We start from the raw sequence: 20,818 nt of genomic DNA, 5'->3' as shown, positions 1-20,818 counted from the left end.
GGCATAGTCTTTCTGACAGCGGGCCTCGCGCTTTGGCTGGAGGTTTCATTCTTGGTAGCAGGCATGGTTGCGGGCGCAGTTATCGGGAATCTCGCCCGCCATCACGAGCGTGCTTTCCATGAGATCGAGCACATTCAGTGGCCATTCATGATCCTGTTCTTCCTGTTGGCTGGCGCCACGTTGGATATTGAAGCCTTCGGCTTGATGGGCTGGGCTGGTGCTCTTTTCCTATTCTTGCGCGCCGTCGCCCGCCTCGTCGGGGGTTATTACGGAGCGAGACTTGGCGGCCTGCCTAGCCGTCAGACCCGCTGGTACGGTCCAGCTTTGTTACCACAGGCCGGTGTCGCGGTAGGAATGGCCCTTGTCGCCGGAGAGCAATTTCCACATTGGGCCGCGTCGATCATGGCCTTTACTCTAGTCAGTACTGTGGCCTTCGAGGTGTTGGGGCCGCCGTTGACTCTCATGTCAATCAGACGAACGGCTGACACGGATGACCAGATTGGTCAGTGACTATTCAGACTGGATCGATTCAAGAAAGGCGAGCAAATTCGCCAACGGCAGACCTACCATCATAGGTTGCCCATTGGGCAAAGCCACCGCGATTTGTTGGTCTGTCTCAAACACCGCGCCAAAGATTGGCATTTCGCCACCATATGCAAACCTCGCGGATCGCATCTACACGCATCATTCCCTGGCCGACAAGCACATCAACTTGCCGCAGCTTCTTAACTATTTCTTCCGGCTTATGTCTCTTGTTCGCCATTCTCGGCCCTCCGTTTCTCAGACGTAACGGTGGTCCAAATAAAATGTGGCACTCCAGTTGCTTAGGTGTGTTGGCATCAGGTTCAAAATGGCCACCAAGGCACTCGTCGCGAGTCCTCAAATTTTTAAAGCCTGAACCAGAGTATTAGTCAATTTCGCTCAACAGCCACTCAGCCCGTTTGACACTCTCGTGCGCTGTTCCGAGTTTTCGAACCAGTCTGGCTTTCCTGTCAGAATTCTTCTCCAAATTAATTTCGGCTTCAAGATCTGCCACCTTCTTGCGCAGCTTTTTGAGTACCTTTTGAACATGGCTGGATTTAATTTTCTCCGCTTTGCCTGCCTCAAGACGCGAGTTGTACTCGACCATTTTTTCGGCAAGTTTTTTCAATCCCATCTTAATACCCCCCGCAGATCGTCGCACAATTTCAGCATGCTATTTGCTTTCTACGACTTTACTGTGATGTTTTTCGGATTCTTCTTCCTTAGAGAGCGCATCGGTTTCAATCTTATACTCACCGAGTTCTTCTTCTTCTAAAGCCAACAAACGTTCGACTTCGGCCATGGCGCTGTCTCGTTCGATGTAAAAGGTTCTCGCTGCTTCGATCAGCTTACGCATCGCGCTATAGGCATAATCCGAGTCGTTGAGAAATGAAGTTGCGGCATCGGGAGTGAGTTGGTTTTTTCGAATGAGCTGTTCTACACGGCGCGCAGCGGTCCGAGCATCTTCTTCTATTTGCGCACGTTCCTGATCAAGCCAGAGCGCACTACGCTCACCCGGTTCTGCTTCTTCAAGTTTTTGAATCTCAATGAGTATTCTGGCAATTTCAGTACGGAGGTCATCATACAGTTCGGTTGCACTCCCGGAAAACCGTACAGTGTGACGCAAGATATTCTTTCGCAGGTGTTTGACCGACTTAACCGCTTGAACGATGTCGCCAGCGACATCTCTCAGGGCATAAACTCGTTCCGCTACATCTGGTTCGACACGTTTGTCCCCGACGCGCGTCGAGAATTCGACAATGGCGGAATAGAGTGTCTTGATCTTGCGCCGGTAGCTTTCCTCAATATCCATGTCGGTAGGTGTTCGACTGCTTCGAACCACCTCTGCAACGCTGTTCGCGCTAAGCACATCCTTCCTATGCAGATTCAGGCCATGCAAGATCAACGTCATCGCGTTTTCGTATAGGTGCATGACCTCCTTTCGAAGTGCAATCTCAAGAGTTTGTGGGAAATCATCGGCCGCATCGTTCAGGTAACGCGGTTGACTAACATCCGGGATTGGTTCGATAATACTGCGTTCTAGAAAGGAGATCAGCCCCCGCATCAATGGTAACATGAGCAAGACGCCGAGCACGTTAAAGATAGTATGGAACACTGCCAACTTCAGAGCAAAATCTTCCGCACCGATACCCACGGCACCACTGATCATGTCAACCATCTCACGTAGCGGGACTATGAAAACCAAAGCTACCGCCGCAGTTATTGTATTGAAGATCAGGTGCGCCAATGCCAGTCGCTTGCCCTGAAAATTGGCGCTGATCGAGCCAATAATCGCCGTAATCGTGGTTCCAATATTAGCCCCGATCGCGAGAGCCAGCGCGTTTTCATAGCTAATTTGTGAAGCGGCAAGCGCAGTGAGAGTAAGCACCATCGTCGCGTGGCTCGACTGCATAATCACGGTTGCGGCAGTCCCCAACAAACAATAGACCACCAGCCCCCAAAATCCCGACAAAGCAAATCGCATTAGATCGACCTGGTCCTTGAACGCGTCGAAACCCTCTTTCATGTAATGAATGCCTAGGAACAGAAAACCCAGTCCGCCAAGAGCGTAACCAATCCCACGGAGCACCTTCGGCTTCTGAAACACAAGGATTATGCTAAGGCCGATAATTGGCATGGCATAGGTTGCGATATTCACCTTCAATCCTAGCCCGGCAACCAACCACGCACCCGTCGTCGTTCCGATATTGGCCCCAAAGATTATGCCCACCCCACCGACCAGAGAAATCAGGTCAGCACTTAAAAATGAAATCGTTATGACCGAAACCAGTGAACTGGACTGCAACAACGCAGTAGAGACGAAACCGAATAAGAGAGATCGCGAAACGGATTTTGTCGCCCGCTGAAGCATTCGTTCTAGTGTTCCGCCTCCAAGTAGCTTGAAACCGTCTTCAAGCATAAGCATGCCAAACAAAAAGATAGCGATCCCAGCTGCAACCACCTGCGCGTCAGGACTTACCCAAAAGGCAATTAGTAGCGCGCCAATTGCGACCGGTAGGTAGTACTTGATCATTCAATCAATCCAAATTTTTGGATCGCAAAAACACCGCATGGCGCGAATTTCGACCTCCAGGAAGACCGCACACTAACCTCAACCAACGTTCGTGCAGCGCCAAGATTCTCAGCAGATACCACATCCCAAACCCGGGCGCTTTCTGATCTCGATATTTCTACTACCGCAACGTACATGTCTCATTGATTCAAATCATGGCGTAGGAACTCTACTTGCTCAAATGTTTGGACTGACTTGCTACATGACACCGATTGACCAAACATGTTGAGAACTGAAAGAGTAGAAAAAGCAGTTCGCCTATGGCGTTTACTGAATTGGCGCTTGTTTCAAGCACCAATCAGTTGTTTTTTTCGACGCGCGTATACCGGCACATTCGGCCGTGAGCTTAAAGCGATGACAGTTCTTTATACTGCTACGCCAATCATTTGGCCAAATCTCCCTTTCGCCGTTCCCCGAATTTGTCGATACCCGACGAAATGGAAATTTATCGAAAGCCGTAAACTAGCATCTGGCCTACACCCGCGATACAAAAGGCGAGCAGAAGCCAGAGGACCCTTGTCTTGAACGAGTCCGATGGCGTGGCGAAGAAATGGCGCGAGCCCAGCCAAATGCCCGCCAGCATCACGGGTATTGCCGCCAGAATTAGCCAGAACGTAATTGTTTCAAAGTGGCCGGCGGCGAAAAGCAACCCTCCTGTAATCAGATCTACGAAGAAGAGATAGGCGATAAGCGTTGCCCGCATCGCTGTTGACTCAATAGTCGAGGAGGTGAAGAACAAAGCCAATACAAGACCGCTCAGCGCGGTCGCCCCATTTGCCGCCCCGGCGATAAGGCCAGCCAGAACCAACCTCGGCATCGTAATGGATACAGGCCGGGAAGCAGACAAGAGCAGCAACCCCGTTGAGGCAAACACCACACCGTAGACAATCATCCGCAGTGTACTTTCCGCGACATAGGACAGTAGAAAAATACCGGCTGGCGCACCAATCAGGCTGGCGCCAAGAAGAATGCCGAGATAACGGCGGTTGATATCAGGCAGGATACGCGGCGCCTGACTACTGGACGCGAGAATTTCAAGCGCAATGGACAATGGCACGAGTTGTGAAGCGGGAATGACCGGGAGCAAGCCCACCATCAGAATAGTCGAGAACCCAAACCCCGAATAACCCCGAGCAAAAGAGGCTGCGAAGATAACAACTCCGGCCAGCACAATGGTCAAGAAAGACGCATCCGGGGCAAAATCACTAATCATGCTGCCCACTGGAAAGACCGGCCTTGCCGCGGTTCTTTATGCGATCTTGCACGCGGTTAGATATGCAGGTCCGTGCATTAGGTGACAATCGGATATTCGGGGAGGCCTTCAAAATGTGCTTCCAGTCGGTCGAAACGATGCACAAGTCTATCATTGAAGATGTAAAAGGCCATAAGGACCTGATGTAGTCCTAACAAACCATGGTACGTACATAATCGCGCGCGCACTGACCTTGCCCGAAACGTTAAAGATCGGTTTAGATGAGTCCATATTGCGCGCTTTGATTTGAGTCATTGTCTTCCCCCAGATCTCCCCGCCAGACTTTCTGTGGGAGGATGTAGCAATGAGCACCATCCGGAAATCACCCGAAGAGCGCGCCGCTGCGTGTTGGCAACCAACCTCGGATGCCCTAGAGCAGCCGACACACGACCTTGGCCGCGAACTTCTCACAGGTTTGCCAGATGGCTCGATCAACATCGGGTTTGAAGCTGTCGATCGCCACGTAGCTCAGGGGCATGGAGACTATACTGCCCTGATATGGCTATCCAAGGACGGAGCGCAGCAAACGCTCAGCTATAGCGATCTCGCAGCCATGTCGTCGCGATTTGCAAATCTGCTCTATGACCACGGACAACAAAAAGGAGACCGCGTCTTTGTCGCGATGGGGCGCCGGCCTGAGCTTTATGCTGCAGCCCTTGGCACTTTAAAGGCCGGGATGGTCTTTACGCCACTCTTTGCCGCCTTTGGGCCGGAACCCCTGAGAACCAGGATGGAAATCGGCGATGCCAATGTTCTGGTCACGACTAAGTCACTCTACAAACGCAAAATCGCATCGTGGCGTCAGGAAATGACGTCGCTGCGTCTGGTCCTCATCGTTGGCGACGAAGCTCCTGATGATTGCGTCGCTCTGGCCCCGGCATTGCAAGAGGCCTCGACAGAATTTCTGGCGGTCCATACACAGACGGAAGACCCGGCATTGATTCATTTTACCTCGGGTACCACCGGGAGGCCAAAAGGTGCGGTTCACGTGCATGGCGCAGTTCAGCACCACGCGCTCTCCGGTCGTTACGCACTCGAACTGCAGCCCGGCGTGACCTACTGGTGCACCGCTGACCCGGGCTGGGTCACCGGAACGACCTACGGAATTATCTCACCACTGGTGAACCGCGTGACGATGATTGTGGACGAGGCAGAGTTCAATCTCGAACGCTGGTATGGGATCGTTGAAAGGGAACGCGTTGAGGTCTGGTATTCAGCCCCAACAGCCATCCGCATGATGATGCGCGCTGGCAGTGAGGTCGCACGCGGGTACGACTTCAGCGCTCTGCAGTTTCTTGCAAGCGTCGGTGAGCCTCTGAACGCCGAAGCCGTGGTCTGGTCCAACGAGGTATTCGGTCGACCGTTCCACGACAATTGGTGGCAGACAGAAACCGGCGGCATCATGATTGCCAATACTAGAGCGCATGACATCAAGCCTGGATCGATGGGCAGACCCCTGCCTGGCGTTGTTGTCGGCATTGTGGAACCAGACAACGGGGGCTTGCGAGAATTACCGGATGGCGAGATCGGAGAGCTTGCTCTGCGACCGGGTTGGCCCTCGATGATGCGGGACTATCTTCACGAACAGGCGCGGTACGAAAAATGCTTTAATGATGGCTGGTACTTGTCAGGCGATCTCGCGATGCGGGACAGTGATGGGTATTTCTGGTTCGTCGGTCGAGCCGATGACCTAATCAAAACGTCGGGCCATCTGGTCGGCCCCTTCGAGGTTGAAAGTGCGCTGATTGAGCATGAAGCCATCGCCGAGGCCGCTGTGATTGGTATTCCAGACGAGACTGCGGGCGAAATCGTCAAAGCCTTCGTGACCCTGAATCCCGGCCAAACCGAGGATGAGGAGCTAGAGCGCGACATTCGCGGCCTTGCCCGCAAACGGCTTGGAGCGGCTGTGGCCCCCCGCGAGATCGTTTTCCGAAATGCCCTGCCCAAGACCCGCTCTGGCAAGATCATGCGCCGCCTTTTGAAGGCGCGCGAACTTGGTCTGCCAGAAGGTGACATCTCTACATTGGAGACGGACGAGAAATGACCACAAGCAAACCAAGACTGGACCGCGACCATGTGAAACGCTTGCTGAGTGACATGATCCGTATCCGACGTTTCGAAGACAAATGTGCGGAGCTATACACTCAGGAAAAAATTCGCGGCTTCCTGCACCTCTATGATGGAGAGGAAGCGATTGCCGCTGGGATTATCCCGCTCTTGTCGGACAAAGATCGCGTCGTCGCCACGTACCGAGAGCACGGACAAGGAAGCCAAGGTGTTCGCCTTTGCAGCCGTGCCGGAAGACGATGGAGATGGGATTGTTCATCGGAAAGGTGATCCGAAGGCCGCGCTTGAAAAGCTCGACTTGTTTTGCGCCGGTTTCGCACATGTCATTGGCCACAATATTCTGCGCCATGACCTGCCGCATCTCATGGCGGTCTCGCCGCGCTTCGCAAAGCTCGCTGACGGACCGATTGACACGCTGTGGCTCAACCCATTGGCGTTCCCGCGCAATCCGTATCATCATCTGGTCAAACACTACCGCGATGGGCGGCTTCAAAGTGGTCACGTCAACGATCCCGAGCTCGACGCGCGTCTTGTGTTCGAGGTTCTTCGCAACCAGATCGACGCCTTTGTATCGCTAAACACGTTGTCGCCAGAAACGATGATGGCCTATCACTGGCTGTGCTGCCGAGGTCCCGGTAGCGACGGATTTGATCGGTTGTTCAGCGACGTGCGCGGGGCGCCTATCCCGACAGAAGCAGAAGCGCACAAGGCCATTCAGAAGTTGCTTAAAGACTTGGCCTGCGACGCACAGGTGGACGGCTTGCTCGAGCGGCTCTCGGACACTGGGCTGGGCTGGCCGATGGCATATGCCCTTGCCTGGATTTCGGTCGCTGGTGGGGATTCTGTTATGCCGCCTTGGGTGCGGGCGCAATTCCGTGACGCAGCACGGCTCGTCAAAGACCTGAGAGATACGAATTGTCGTGATCCGCACTGTGCCTATTGCGCAGAGCACAACGATCCCACCCGAGCACTCGAACGTTGGTTCGGCTTCCCAAGTTTTCGCCCGGAACCAGTCGACGAGGACGGACGCCCGCTTCAAGAAAAGATCGTGGCGACCGCCATGGAAGGCGACAACCTCTTGGGTATCCTTCCAACGGGCACGGGTAAGTCTATCTGCTATCAGATTCCCGCGCTGTCTCGGTTCGACAAGACCGGGGCATTGACCGTCGTTATATCACCGCTTGTGGCGCTGATGGCAGACCAGGTTCAGGGCTTGGTTCGGGCCGGAATTTCCTCGGCGGTTACGATAAACGGGCTATTGTCTTTGCCCGAGCGTCAGGATGCGCTTGACAAGGTGCGGCTTGGGGATGCTGCGATCCTTTTGATTTCGCCCGAACAACTGCGCAGCACAACAGTTCGGTCTGTTCTCGCACAGCGCGAGATAGGGCTGTGGGTGTTGGACGAGGCGCATTGCGTGTCTAAATGGGGACACGATTTCCGACCCGACTATCGCTACGTTTCGCGGTTTATCAAGGAAAGCTCAGCCGATGAGCCGGCTCCGGTACTTTGCTTGACCGCAACGGCAAAGCCGGACGTCGTGCAGGACATCCGCAGTCATTTCAAAGAGCGGTTGGGGTCCGAACTGGCGTTGATCGATGGTGGCGCGTCGCGTTCAAACCTGAGCTTCCAGGTGCTGCCAACGCAGCGGGCGACCAAGATGACCGATATCCTCGACACGATCGAGGCCCAACTTCCTCGCGAGGGCGTGTCTGGGGCGGTCGTCTATTGTGCGACCCGAAACGCTACAGAGCGCGTGGCGGAGTTCTTAAAACAACAGGGCATCGCCGCTGAACGGTATCACGCGGGCCTTAGCGCCGATGACAAGCGTGAGATTCAAGAGGACTTCCGCGTCGGCAATCTGCGCGTGATCGCGGCCACCAACGCCTTTGGGATGGGCGTCGACAAGCCGGACATCCGTCTGGTGGTACACGGAGACGTGCCGGGGTCACTGGAAAACTACTTGCAGGAGGCGGGTCGCGCCGGACGGGACCGCGAGCCTGCAAACTGCGTCCTGTTGTTCAATACTGAAGACGTCGATCGTCAGTTCAGCCTCAGTGCGCGTTCTCGACTCGCGCGGCACGAAATCGGCGCGATCCTGAAGGCGCTTCGGCGTCTTGATGCTCGGACAGGAAAAGGCGGTGAAATTGTCGCAACACCCGGTGAGATCGTTCATGAGGAGAAAGAACGAGATTTCCAGCGGGACAGCAATACCGACGATACGCGAGTCAAGACGGCCGTCGCCTGGCTGGAAGAAGCACATCTTCTGAACCGCGAAGAAAACCGGGTGCAGGTGTTCCCCGCCTCGCTCCGAGTAAGAAGCATGAAGGAGGTCCGCGAAATCCTTGCATCCGCTGAGATCACCAAGCGGCGGCGCGAGGATCTGGCCGCCATCGTGCTGCATATCATCAACGCGCCGCAGGAAGAGGGCATCACCACGGACGAGCTCTGCGGGGTCACTGGACTGACGATGTCGGGCGTTCGCAAAGCTTTGGCGGATCTCGAGGCCCTGGGGATTGCAAAGGATGATACAAACATCACCATCTTCGTGCATGTGCGCGTCGAGAATGCCTCGCCGAAACGATTCCAAGCGGCATCCCGGTTGGAAGCTGACCTGATTGCGATCCTTAGAGAGCAAGCGCCAGACGCGGACATCAATGAGGCTGTGCCCTGCCATCTGGCCTCAGTGGCGCAGGCCTTGCGGGAGCGGGGACACGCCTCCGTGCGGCCCGATATTGTCGAGGGGTTGCTCCGCGGGATGGCGCAGGATGGCCGCGACATGGATGGCGGAAAAGGCAATATTGGCCTGCGCAAGGTCTCCAAAGGCAGTGTCATGGTGCGAATGCAAAGATCATGGGGGGTTATCGAACAGACCGCTCAACTTCGCAGGCAGGCCGCAGAGCGTTTGGTTTCACACTTGATAAACAAGGTTCAGGCAGGTCTGCGTCGGAAAGACGTTCCTGTCGAGACCACGCTTGGCGACCTTCTTGCAGCGATCAACAGCGATGCGCTGTTGCGAGCGTCTGTCAATGATCCAGCAAAACTGATGGACCGGGCGCTTCTATGGCTGCACGAACAGCAGGTGGTGACTCTGGGCAAGGGATTGTCCGTGTTCCGATCCGCCATGACGTTGCACATCAATCCGAAAGGCGGCGCTTTTACCACCCAACATTTCGCGCCGCTCGAAGACCATTACACCGAACAGACCGTCCAGACCCACGTGATGGCGGCTTACGCGAGCAAGGGAATCGACGATATCGATCAGGCCCAGCAGCTCGCGCATGACTATTTCGAAATGGAGCAGTCCGACTTCATGAAAGCTTGGATGCCGGGGAAGATTTCAGAGTTCCGACGGCAGGCAACGCCTCAGTCTTACGCCGAGATCGTCGACAATCTGGGGAATGCGACACAAGAGCAGATCGTGCGTGACGACCGCGAACAGACCAATGTCCTTGTTCTCGCAGGGCCGGGATCGGGCAAGACACGCGTACTGGTCCATCGCGTTGCCTATCTGGTCAGAATAAAACGCGAAGATCCAAATGGAATACTGGTGCTCGCGTACAATCGCCACGCAGCCGCCGAGATCCGGGAACGCTTGCGTCTACTGATCGGCGAAGATGCTCGCTTCGTGACGGTCTTGACCATCCATGCCTTAGCCATGAGGTTGGTTGGCGCGAGTTTCGCCGGACGGGTGGCGGCCGATGAACCTGATTTCAAGACGCTTCTGATTGATGCGGCACGTCTCTTGCGCGGCGACGGGCTGGACAAAATCGAGGCCGAAGCCTTGCGAGAGACCTTGATCCAAGGGTTCCGATGGATTCTCGTGGATGAATATCAGGACGTGGGACCCGAGGAATACGCCTTGATCGCAGCGGTGGCCGGTCGCAGTATCGACGACCCCGATCAACGGATCAGCCTGTTCGCGGTCGGCGATGACGACCAGAATATCTATGCGTTTGCCGGCGCATCGGTGCGCCACATCCGGCAATTCGAACAGGATTATTCAGCCAAGCCGGTCTTTCTGACCGACAATTACCGCTCGTCGAAAAACGTCATCAGCGCAGCGAACGCCGTGATCGAAGGATCTCGGGAACGTATGAAAACAGGGCATGGGATTACTGTCGACAAATCGCGGCAAAAGGACCCCGCCGGGGGTATCATGGAAAGCCTCGATCCGGTTGCGCAGGGGCGGGTCCAAATCCTTGGCTGCCCGGCCGGAAATGACGCTCAGGCCCTTGCGGCGGTCGACGAGATGCTCCGCCTGTCAAAACTGATCCCGGATTGGAGCTGGAGGGGCGCAGCAATCATTTCTCGAGATTGGCGCAAGCTTCTGCCAGTCCGCGACTTTGCCGAGGCGCATGGAATTCCAGTCGAAATGGCGAACGAAAACCTGCCGAGTGTGTGGCGCACCCGTGAGATGCGGAGGTTCATCGGTGGTCTACGCGAGAGGCACACAGCTTTAGTCAGCTTGGGCGACCTTACTGAAACCCTGAATGCGATACCCACAAGCCGTTGGACTGACCGGATAGGTGAGGGACTTGGGCAACTTGCGCGTGAAGTTGATGGCAAAGCGCTTCCGAGCTCTGATGTGATCGAATGGTTTGCTGAATGGTCGAAGGATTCATGGGGCGAGCAGCGTGGTCTCAAATTGTTGACGGCGCACAGCGCGAAAGGTCTCGAATTTGACGATGTCGTGATCCTGGATGGCGGTTGGGAACGGCCCTCGCGAAACGAAGATCAGGACGCGCCGAGGCGTTTGTTCTATGTCGCCATGACACGAGCGCGGCGCAATTTGATCGTCATGAGTAACGACAATCACGAATACCTTCCCACCGAGTCGCCTTCCGTCGTTAAGCGGCACGTGGTGCCCGACTTGGCGACAGTCCCCGGCCCGCGCCGGTTCTTTCAATCGCCAGAAATGAAGATGGTCGACTTGTCGTTCTCAGGGCGCCAAGTTGATCGACACATTGTTCATGACGCGATCGCTGAAGCGCAGGTCGGTGCGCCAATCAAGCTCGCCACTGTCGGAGATCGCTGGCAGATCGAGGATTTTCAAGGACGGGTCCTCGGGCGGATGGCAAAGGCATTCTCGCCCCCGATGGGCATGAACTTTGTCACCGGCGAGATCGCGGCCATCATAAATTGGCGTTTGGAAGATGCCGATGAGCGTTTTCATCACCTGATGAAACGCGCCAATTGGGAAGTCGTGGTGCCTGAACTGGTATTCGAAGAGGTCAAAAGGGGCTGAAAAGGTTTTCGGAAAGTACCAGAACGGCAAGTAGGGCGGAAAGCAGGCATTCGCTGCGCTTTGCGCCAATGACCGCATTGCGGACTAATGCGGCCGCTCAATGGTCACCGGCGCGACGACCGCTTTCTTTCGAATGCAATCTTGGCGTTCTTTCCAACATAGATTGTCCAGACGGAGACTTTCCAAAAAATTGGGTCGTGCCTCAGCGACCCGCTACAGTGGCCTGATAAGCGTCAAGCTCAGTGATCAGCTCAGTACCTATAGGCGCGTCGTTTCTGGCGCAAAATTCAGACCACACCGCTCCGTAGGGTAGGTCCTTCAGTTCCTCTGTCACAACAAACCGGCTTGTGAAATCCAGCGCGTCCTCCGCTGCTCGCAAGCGATCCCAGGGCTTCAGAAGCGCCTGCAGAAGCGCCTTTTGCATGTTGCGCGTGCCGATCACCCAAGCGGCCGTGCGACTGATCGTAGCGTCGAAGAAATCAAGCCCGATATGGGTCTTGCCCAACAGGTCGCCGCTGACCAGTTCATGCGCCATCGCCAGGATGTCATCGTTCAGCATGATCACATGGTCGCTGTCCCAACGCATAGGGCGCGACACGTGCAGCAGAAGCTCATCCAGAGACAGGGCCACGGCGCTCAGTTTGTCGGCGATATTCTCGGTCGGGTGGAAGTGCCCCATGTCGAGGCACAGCAGTGTCTTGTTGCGGATCGCATAGCCCATGTAAAACTCATGGCTGCCCACCGTGCAGGCCTCGACCCCGATGCCGAAAAGCTTGGATTCGACCGCATCCAGCATATCCAATTTCGCCTCGGCCAGCATGGTGTCGAGCGAGGCCTCAAGCCGGGCCCTTGCCGCCATACGGTCGATTGGAAGGTCCTTGTACCCATCCGGAACCCAAATGTTGTTGATGCAGGGTGAACCAAGCGCGGCTCCCATCTGCGCCGCGATGTCCCGCGTGCGTTTTCCATGTTCGATCCAAAAGTCCCTGATGCCCTTGTCGGGGTGTGCCAACGTCAGGTTGTCGTCGGCCTTTTGATGGGCAAAGAAAGTCGGGTTGAAATCCAGCCCGATGCCGATGCCCTTGGCCCAGTCGACCCATGGCGCGAAATGGCGGTACTCGATCTCATCCCGATCCGGGGTATCGTCTGTGTCCATGTACATCGCGTGCAGGTTCAACCGATGTGACCCGGGGATATTTGCATAGGCAAACTCAAGATCCGCCCGCAGTTCGTCGGGGTTGCGGGCCCGGCCCGGATGGTTTCCGGTTGCCTGAATGCCCCCGCCCGAGTTGGCGGTCTGGTTTTCGAACCCCACCACGTCATCGCCTTGCCAACAGTGAACGGAAATCGGGATGTCCTTCAACGCCTTGATCGCAGCATCAGTGTCGACACCCCAGTCAGCGAATTGCGCTTTGGCGCTCTCATAGCTCATGGACCGTCTCCCTATCGCGTGAAGGCCTGAACGTTGCCCGCATCTACGTTCAGAATGTTACCCGTGGATTTGGCCGACGTCTCGGCGGCGAAGAAATAACAGGCCTCGGCGATATCTTCCGGCAGGACTGAGCGTTTAAGCATGGATCGGTTGCGGTACATCTCTTCCAGCCCCTCCTTATCCGTGCCGTAGGTCGAAGCCCGCTGATCCAGCCAATCGCCCTCCCAGATCTTGGAACCCCGCAACACCGCATCCGGGTTCACAACGTTCACCCTGATCCCGACCTCAGCACCTTCCAGCGCAAGGCAACGAGCCAAGTGGATTTCCGAGGCCTTCGCCGTGCAATAGGCCGAGGCATTGGGCGAGGCGGCAAGCCCGTTTTTCGAGGCCACGAAAACGATAGATCCGCCCATGTCCTGCACCCGCATGATCTTGAAAGTTTCCCGGCTGACGAGGAAATAACCCGTGGACAAGATGTCCATGTTCTTGTTCCAAAGGTCGAGGGACGTTTCCTCAACCGGGGCAGAGGATGCGATCCCGGCGTTCGAGACAAGGATGTCGATGCCGCCAAATTCGACGGATGTTTCGGCCAACGCCTGGGCCACGGCATTTTCATCCGTGACGTCCATCAGGACGGTGCAAACGACGTCCTTGCCGAACTGCTGGGTCAGGACCCCTTCCGTCGCGGTGAGGCTTTCAGGATTGATGTCGGCCAGCATGACACAGGCACCCTCGGACAGATAACGTTCTGCCGTTGCCGACCCTATGCCGCCGGCGCCGCCGGTGACCAGCGCGACGCGACCAGCCAGCGATTTTGGTTTCGGCATGCGCTGCAACTTGGCTTCTTCCAACAGCCAGTATTCAATGTCAAAAGCTTCCTGCTCTGGCAGGCCGCAGTATTCGCTGACGGCACTTGCCCCGCGCATAACATTGATCGCGTTGACGTAGAATTCGCCGGAAATGCAGGCCGTGCCCTTGTCCTTGGCAAATGTGATCATGCCAACCCCGGGGATCAGGTAGACAACCGCGTTGGGGTCCCTAAGCGCAGGCGAGTTATCGTGTTTGCAACGGTTGTAGTAGGCCGTGTAGTCCTCACGATAGGCCGCGACTTGCGCGGGCAGGCCTTCAAGTACTGCGTCGATGTTGTTCTGGGCCGGGTCGAAGCCGACGACCAAAGGACGGATCTTAGTGCGCAGGAAATGGTCGGGGCAGGACGTACCAAGGGCCGCCAGCGCCTCCATGTCCTTAGAATTCACGAACTCAAGCACCGAGTCGCTGTCGTTGAAATGCCCGACCATGTGCTGGTTGCCACTAACAAAGCCACGGATCGCGGGCATTAGCCGGGCGGCAACGGTCCGCCTACCTTCCCGGGCGAGGCTCTCGTGGACCGCTCCGCCAAAGGCCGGAACATCGTCGGTCTTTTCGGCCAACCACTTAGTCGCGACGTTGATCACGTCGATGGTGCAGTCATAGCAGTCTTTTGCCGTGTCAGCCCATGTGAACAATCCGTGACTTTCAAGGACAACGCCATCGGCATCCGGGTTTTCCAGGCAGAACTTTTCAAGCCACAAGCCCAGTTCATAACCCGGCCGTTTCCACGGCAGCCAACCGATCCGGTCACCGAAAATTTCCTGGGTCAGCTCCTTCGAATTCTTCGACGCTGCGATCGCAATAATCGCGTCGGCGTGGACGTGATCGACATGTTTGCGCGGCACAAAGGCGTGCAAGGGCGTGTCAATTGAGGCCGCGCGCGGGTTCAGTTTGAAGGTGCAGTGGGGCAGATAGCCGACCATTTCATCTTCAAACTCGACCCCGCGATAAAGCCCCTTCAGCGCGTTCAGCTTGTCCATGTATAGCGTGGAGAAGCCATCAAGCTTCATGGACCCGATGTCACCGCCGGAACCCTTGACCCAGAGCACCTCGACCTCTTTGCCGGACAGTGGGTCGGTTTCCATGACCTTCGCAGAGGTATTGCCACCGCCATAGTTTGTGACGCGCTTATCCGATCCCAGCGTGTTGGAGCGATAGAGAAGCAGTTCCGATTCGGACATACCACCTGCCACAGCGTCATCCCAGCGGTTCTCAAGAAGCTGATTTTCGATGGATTTCAACGTTCTGCCCTCCTCACGATGCAGCGGTCGGTACTGCATCATCGCATTTAGGCTTAGTAGTGTGCATCGTTATGTCAATCAAAAACAATCACAAACAGTCATTCTGCAATGCAGAATGATTGAAAGTGATCGAAAATGATTGACAGCTGCGGCGAATCTGCGCAGCGTGGAGTGAATGGGAGGTGGCTTTGCACGAAAAAGAACGCCATAGGATCATCATTTCTGCGGTGCAGGATCGCCCCGTCGTGACGGTTGGGGACCTGTGCACCTTGACCGGCGTGTCCGAAGCTACCATCCGGCGCGACATTTCAACACTTCACATGAAACAGAAGGTACGCCGTGTCAGAGGCGGCGCTGAGGCGATAACGCCACCGCAGTTCGCCGGGCTGGCGGGCCGTCCGTTCGTCGTCAACGAAACCATGAATATCGCAGCGAAGCAGGCAATTGCGCGCGCGGCGGTTGAGATGTGTAGCGAAGGTGACAGCATCATCATCAACGGGGGCACAACGACCTTTCAGATGGTGCATCCGCTGGCCAACCGCAGGATGCAGGTCTTTACCAATTCGTTCCCGATTGCCGAGCACCTGCTGAAGCATTCGAAGAACACGATCATGTTGTCAGGCGGCGCGATCTACCGGGAACAGAACATAATCCTGTCGCCCTTTGACAACGACGTGACCCGCAACTTCTATGCAAAGCGCATGTTCATGGGGGCGCAGGGGCTGGGCCCCATCGGCCTGATGGAGGCCGATCCGCTTTTGATCCAGGCAGAACAGAAACTGATCGGACAGGCGGATGAGCTTATCGTTCTGGTCGACAGTTCGAAATTCGCGCAGCGCTCCAGCCTGGTGCTTTGCCAGTTGGACCGGATCACGACCGTGATCACCGACGAAGGAATTCCTGACAAGGCGGCGGCCATGCTTGAGGCTGCCGATGTGAATCTGATCGTTGCCCAGTCGGGCAGCGTTCAAGAAAACGAGGTGGCCTCTTGACCGCCTCCGAAACCCGAGACCCAAACATGACTTTCTGGGAGGAACTATCATGAAGCGTCGTACTTTCACATCACTTGTCGCAGGGATGAGCCTTGCTGCCGGTATGTTTGGCACCACGGCGATGGCGCAGGACAACATGCGCATCGCTCTGGTCGTAAAAGCGCTTGGGATCGGCTTCTTTGAAGCGGCCGCCGAAGGCGCTGAAGAGGCTGCCGGAGAGCTTGGCAATGTCGAGATCATCTACACCGGCCCGACCGACACCACTGCGGAAGGTCAGATCGAGGTCATCAACTCCCTGATCGCGCAGGGTGTCGACGCCATCGCGATTTCGGCAAACGACCCCGATGCACTTGTGCCAGCGCTGAAACGCGCGATGGACCGCGGTATCACCGTGATTTCCTGGGACTCGGGTGTGGCTGAAGGCGGACGCCAAATGCACCTGAACCCATCCTCGACCCCGCTGATCGGCAATACGATCATCAAGCTTGCCGCGGATCACATGCCGGATGGTGGTGAAGTCGCGATCCTGTCGGCGTCGGCCACGGCAACCAACCAGAACGCCTGGATCGAGGCCGCAAAAGAGGTTCTTCCGAACTATGACGGCGTAGATCTGGTGGCCACCGTCTATGGCGACGACCTCAGCGACAAATCCTACCGAGAAGCACAGGGCCTTATGGCATCCTACCCTAACCTGAAGGCGATCATCGCGCCAACGACCGTTGGCATCCTGGCGTCCTGCCAGGCGGTGACCGACGCGGGCAAGATCGGTGAGATCAACGTGACCGGTCTGGGCCTCCCGTCCGAGATGGCAGGCTGTGTTGATAGCGGTGCAACCAAGAGCTTCGCAATCTGGAACCCGATTGACCTTGGCTACTCGGCCACCATGCTTGCGCACGCAATCGCCAACGGTGCTGAAACCGGTGCCGGTGCCGAAATCCCGATGGGCCGCATGGGCTCGGTGACGCTGGATGACACCGGCTCGGCAGCCATGGCTGATCCGTTCACCTACGACAGCTCGAACATCGAACAGTTCAAGTCGATCTTCTAATCTGAACGACGTGTCTGGGCGTGTGCGATGACCCACGCCCAGACACCCCACTCTTCCCACATCCAGAAACACCGTCCATGCAGTTGGAATTGAGACCAGACGTGTCGAACGCCGCCGCCCCTACACCGCTTCTGAGCCTGTCCGGCGTGACAAAGACATTTCCCGGCGTGCGGGCCCTTTCAGATGTTTCGCTAAACCTCTACCCGGGCAAGGTCACGGCATTGGTGGGCGAAAACGGTGCTGGCAAGTCTACCGTGGTGAAGGTTCTGACGGGCATTTATCAACCCGACGAGGGTGACATCCGGATCGATGGCGAGGCTCTCAGTTTCCCGACACCGCAATCCGCCGAAACTGCTGGCGTGACCGCCATCCATCAGGAAACCGTCCTTTTCGACGAACTGACGGTGGCGGAAAACATCTTTCTCGGCCATGCGCCAAAGGGGCGATTTGGCCTGATCGACAAAGCTGCCATGGCGACCCGTGCGCGCGAGATTCTGGATGGAATCGGGGCCAAGATTGATCCGGGCGCGACGCTCAAGGACCTTGGAACCGCGAACAAGCACCTGGTTGCCATTTCCCGGGCGCTGTCCATCGACGCGCGCGTTGTGATCATGGACGAACCGACCGCAGCCCTCAGTCAGAAAGAAATCGAAGAGCTTTACGAACTCGTTGAAAGCCTGAAGGCGCAAGGCAAGGCGATCCTCTTCATTAGCCACAAGTTTGACGAGATCTTCCGCGTCGCCGATTTCTACACCGTCTATCGCGACGGCCAGATGGTCGGCGAAGGGGCGATTGTAGATGTCAGCGAGCCGGAACTGGTCAAGCTTATGGTAGGCCGCGACGTCAGCCAGATTTTCCCCGAACGCGACCACAACGTCGGCCACGATATCCTCGAAGTCGCAGGGTACGACCACCCGACCGAATTCGCGGATATCGGTTTCACGCTCAAGCGCGGCGAAATCCTCGGGTTTTACGGGCTGGTCGGCGCAGGTCGGTCCGAATTCATGCAGGCCCTTTTCGGGATCACCCGCCTCTCGGGCGGAAGCTTGAGGATCGACGGGGCACCGGTTTCGATTGCATCGCCCGCCGACGCGGTCGCAAGTGGCATCGTCTATGTCCCGGAGGACCGGGGCAAGCAGGGCACAATCAGCGCGCTGCCGATTTTTCAGAACGTGACGCTGCCGTCACTCGCTCGCACCTCGCGCAAGGGGTTCATCAGGCTGGCCGAGGAATTCAAGCTGGCGCGGGAATATACCGAACGTCTCGACCTGCGCGCCGCTTCGCTGGACACCGATGTCGGCAACCTGTCGGGCGGCAACCAGCAGAAGGTCGTGATCGCCAAATGGCTCGCCACCCAGCCTAAGGTCATCATCCTGGACGAACCCACCAAGGGCATCGACATCGGGTCCAAGGCCGCCGTGCATGAATTCATGGCGGAGCTTGCCGCGCAAGGGCTCGCCGTCATCATGGTCAGTTCCGAAATCCCCGAGATTGTGGGCATGTCGGATCGTGTGATCGTCATGCGCGAGGGGCGCATAGTGGCGGAACTGGCCCGCGACCAGATCACGCCCGAAACGCTTGTCAGCCACGCCGCAGGGATCAGGGAAGCCGCGCAATGAAACGTATCCTCGCCTCCCGCGAACTTTTGCTGCTGGTCGCCATCGCATTGGTGCTTGGCATCATCTCAAGCCGCTTCCCGGCGTTCATCACGCTGTCGAACCTGGCTACCGTCTTCAACGACACCTCGCCGCTGATCCTGCTGGCTATCGGCCAGATGATCGTGATCTTGACGAAGTGCATCGACCTCTCGGTCGCCGCCAACCTCGCGCTGACCGGCATGGTCGTGTCCCTGATCAATATCTCGGCACCAGGTCTGCCGATTATCGTAACGCTGGCCGTGGCCACCGGGTTCGGGGCGTGCCTTGGAATGTTCAACGGTATCCTTGTGTGGAAACTGGAAATCCCGCCTATCGTGGTGACGCTTGGCACCATGACCATCTTCCGGGGAACCATCTTCCTTCTGACCGAGGGCAAATGGGTCAACAGCCACGAGATGAGCGACACTTTCAAGGCATTCCCGCGCACCGAGCTTCTTGGCCTTCCAGTGCTAAGCTGGTTTGCCATCGCGGCGGTGATCCTTTTCACCATCGTCATGACCCGCACCACCCTGGGCCGCGCCTTCTACGCTGCCGGGGGCAACCCCCAAGCGGCGACCTATGCCGGGATCAACGTGGGCCAGACCCAGTTCTGGGCCTTCACTATCTCTGGCGCGCTGGCCGGTCTGACCGGCTACCTCTGGGTCTCTCGCTTCGCGGTTGCTTATGTCGATGTTGCTGGGGGGTTTGAATTGACCGTCGTGGCGGCCTGCGTCATTGGCGGCGTGTCGATCATGGGTGGCATCGGTTCGGTCCCCGGCGCGCTGCTGGGCGCGCTGTTCCTCGGCATCATTGCCAATGCCCTGCCGGTCGTGAACATCTCTCCCTTCTGGCAGATGGCCATCTCGGGCGGTGCGATCATCATCGCGGTTGTTCTAAACGCCCAGGCCAACCGGACGAAGGGCCGCGTCATCCTAAAACGCGCGGAGCACGCGACATGACCACGACGGCACGCTCGATCCCCGATCGCCTGCGCTCGCCGCTGGAGCGGAACCTAAAAAGCTGGGAAAGCCTGCTGATGCTGGTCGCAATCGGCATCTTCATCGCCAACAGTTTCGCCTCACCCTATTTCCTGAATGCCTGGAACCTCTCCGACGCGACCTTCAACTTCACCGAAAAGGCGATGATCGCCTTTGCCATGGCCCTGCTTATCATTTCTGGCGAAATCGACCTCAGCGTCGCCGCAATCATCGCACTGGCTTCGACCGCCATGGGCGCCGCCGTGCAGGCGGGTGTCGGGACAGAGGGGCTGGTCCTCATCGGTCTGGCCGTCGGTCTGGCCTGTGGCGCGGTAAACGGTTTCCTCGTCACCGGCCTTGGCCTGCCATCCATCGTCGTCACCATCGGCACGATGAGCCTTTTCCGCGGGATCAGTTTCATCGTGTTGGGCGATCAGGTCTACAAGGGCTATCCAGCCGATTTCGCCTTTTTCGGGCAGGGCTATGTCTGGTGGGTGATTTCCTTCGAATTCGTCCTCTTCGCCATCATTGCGGTGATCTACGCGGTCATCCTGCACATGACCAATTTCGGCCGCGCGGTCTATGCCATCGGAAACAATGCCACGGGGGCGCTGTTTTCGGGCATTCGGGTGGGCCGGGTGAAGTTCACCCTGTTCCTGCTGACGGGCCTGATGTCCGGGGTCGCCGCCGTCTGCCTGACATCCCGCCTCGGCTCGACCCGACCCTCGATTGCCTTCGGGTGGGAGCTTGAGATCGTGACCATGGTCGTCCTTGGCGGGGTCAACATCCTCGGCGGCTCCGGCTCCATCCCCGGCGTTGTGATCGCGGCCTTTGTCATGGGGCTTGTGACTTTCGGACTTGGCTTGCTGAACGTGCCCGGTATCGTGATGTCGATTGTTATCGGGGCGTTGCTGATCACGGTCATCGCGCTGCCCCGGCTCTGGTCGATGTGGAGGGGCTGAC

15 protein-coding genes are annotated in these 20,818 nt (G+C 56.9%); 9 read left to right on the top strand and 6 right to left on the bottom strand.

Annotated elements, in window-relative coordinates:
• A partial coding sequence (locus AC2FIR_RS21825) for a cation:proton antiporter (RefSeq protein WP_496763125.1) occupies window positions 1-510 on the top strand: 510 nt, incomplete at its 5' end.
• 106 nt (window positions 511-616) lie between these two features.
• Here AC2FIR_RS21825 and AC2FIR_RS21820 read toward each other — a convergent pair.
• From AC2FIR_RS21820 to AC2FIR_RS21805, 4 genes are all read right to left on the bottom strand, one after another.
• Window positions 617-763 (bottom strand): hypothetical protein, encoded by a 147-nt coding sequence (locus AC2FIR_RS21820; RefSeq protein ID WP_170617449.1) that lies wholly within the window; start codon window positions 761-763, stop codon window positions 617-619.
• A gap of 144 nt (window positions 764-907) precedes the next feature.
• Entirely contained in the window at window positions 908-1,156 is a 249-nt protein-coding gene (locus tag AC2FIR_RS21815; RefSeq protein ID WP_170617451.1) for a hypothetical protein, read from the bottom strand.
• A gap of 39 nt (window positions 1,157-1,195) precedes the next feature.
• Entirely contained in the window at window positions 1,196-3,055 is a 1,860-nt protein-coding gene (locus tag AC2FIR_RS21810; protein ID WP_496747680.1) for a Na/Pi cotransporter family protein, read from the bottom strand.
• 484 nt (window positions 3,056-3,539) lie between these two features.
• Entirely contained in the window at window positions 3,540-4,307 is a 768-nt protein-coding gene (locus AC2FIR_RS21805) for a TSUP family transporter (protein WP_170617455.1), read from the bottom strand.
• Window positions 4,308-4,650: 343 nt separating this feature from the next.
• Here AC2FIR_RS21805 and acsA point away from each other — a divergent pair, with 343 nt between their 5' ends.
• The 3 genes from acsA (at window position 4,651) to AC2FIR_RS21790 (ending at window position 11,658) form a co-directional block, all read left to right on the top strand.
• Window positions 4,651-6,390, top strand: coding sequence for an acetate--CoA ligase (gene acsA / locus AC2FIR_RS21800; protein WP_170617457.1), 1,740 nt, complete (start codon window positions 4,651-4,653; stop codon window positions 6,388-6,390).
• Window positions 6,387-6,683 (top strand): thiamine pyrophosphate-dependent enzyme, encoded by a 297-nt coding sequence (locus AC2FIR_RS21795; protein ID WP_496763120.1) that lies wholly within the window; start codon window positions 6,387-6,389, stop codon window positions 6,681-6,683. The genes acsA and AC2FIR_RS21795 overlap by 4 nt, the downstream gene beginning before the upstream one ends.
• A gap of 262 nt (window positions 6,684-6,945) precedes the next feature.
• Window positions 6,946-11,658, top strand: a complete 4,713-nt coding sequence (locus AC2FIR_RS21790) for a RecQ family ATP-dependent DNA helicase (protein WP_496763129.1) — start codon at window positions 6,946-6,948, stop codon at window positions 11,656-11,658.
• A gap of 202 nt (window positions 11,659-11,860) precedes the next feature.
• Here AC2FIR_RS21790 and AC2FIR_RS21785 read toward each other — a convergent pair whose 3' ends face one another.
• Window positions 11,861-13,090 (bottom strand): L-rhamnose isomerase, encoded by a 1,230-nt coding sequence (locus tag AC2FIR_RS21785; RefSeq protein ID WP_170758946.1) that lies wholly within the window; start codon window positions 13,088-13,090, stop codon window positions 11,861-11,863.
• Between the two features lie 11 nt (window positions 13,091-13,101).
• The gene (locus AC2FIR_RS21780; protein ID WP_496763127.1) at window positions 13,102-15,240 is read right to left on the bottom strand and encodes a bifunctional rhamnulose-1-phosphate aldolase/short-chain dehydrogenase; all 2,139 of its coding nucleotides are present in this window, start codon (window positions 15,238-15,240) and stop codon (window positions 13,102-13,104) included.
• 149 nt (window positions 15,241-15,389) lie between these two features.
• On the opposite strand from AC2FIR_RS21780, the gene AC2FIR_RS21775 reads away from it, so the two are divergent.
• From AC2FIR_RS21775 to AC2FIR_RS21755, 5 genes are all read left to right on the top strand, one after another.
• On the top strand, window positions 15,390-16,193 hold the full coding sequence (locus AC2FIR_RS21775) for a DeoR/GlpR family DNA-binding transcription regulator (RefSeq protein ID WP_170758944.1): 804 nt from the start codon (window positions 15,390-15,392) through the stop codon (window positions 16,191-16,193).
• Window positions 16,194-16,242: 49 nt separating this feature from the next.
• Window positions 16,243-17,241 (top strand): rhamnose ABC transporter substrate-binding protein, encoded by a 999-nt coding sequence (gene rhaS, locus AC2FIR_RS21770; protein WP_058272419.1) that lies wholly within the window; start codon window positions 16,243-16,245, stop codon window positions 17,239-17,241.
• A gap of 77 nt (window positions 17,242-17,318) precedes the next feature.
• A complete protein-coding gene (locus tag AC2FIR_RS21765) occupies window positions 17,319-18,860 on the top strand; it encodes a sugar ABC transporter ATP-binding protein (protein WP_170758942.1) in 1,542 nt (513 codons plus the stop codon).
• Window positions 18,857-19,837 carry an ABC transporter permease gene (locus AC2FIR_RS21760; RefSeq protein WP_170460309.1) on the top strand — a complete coding sequence of 327 codons (981 nt, stop codon included), beginning with the start codon at window positions 18,857-18,859 and terminating at the stop codon, window positions 19,835-19,837. The genes AC2FIR_RS21765 and AC2FIR_RS21760 overlap by 4 nt, the downstream gene beginning before the upstream one ends.
• Window positions 19,834-20,817: an ABC transporter permease gene (locus AC2FIR_RS21755; RefSeq protein WP_170527394.1), complete on the top strand. Its 984-nt coding sequence runs from the start codon at window positions 19,834-19,836 to the stop codon at window positions 20,815-20,817. The genes AC2FIR_RS21760 and AC2FIR_RS21755 overlap by 4 nt, the downstream gene beginning before the upstream one ends.
• Window position 20,818: the final 1 nt, after the last annotated feature.

Source organism: Ruegeria sp. CDSB136 (assembly GCF_059610965.1).
This window is presented reverse-complemented; position numbering and strand designations above follow the sequence as displayed.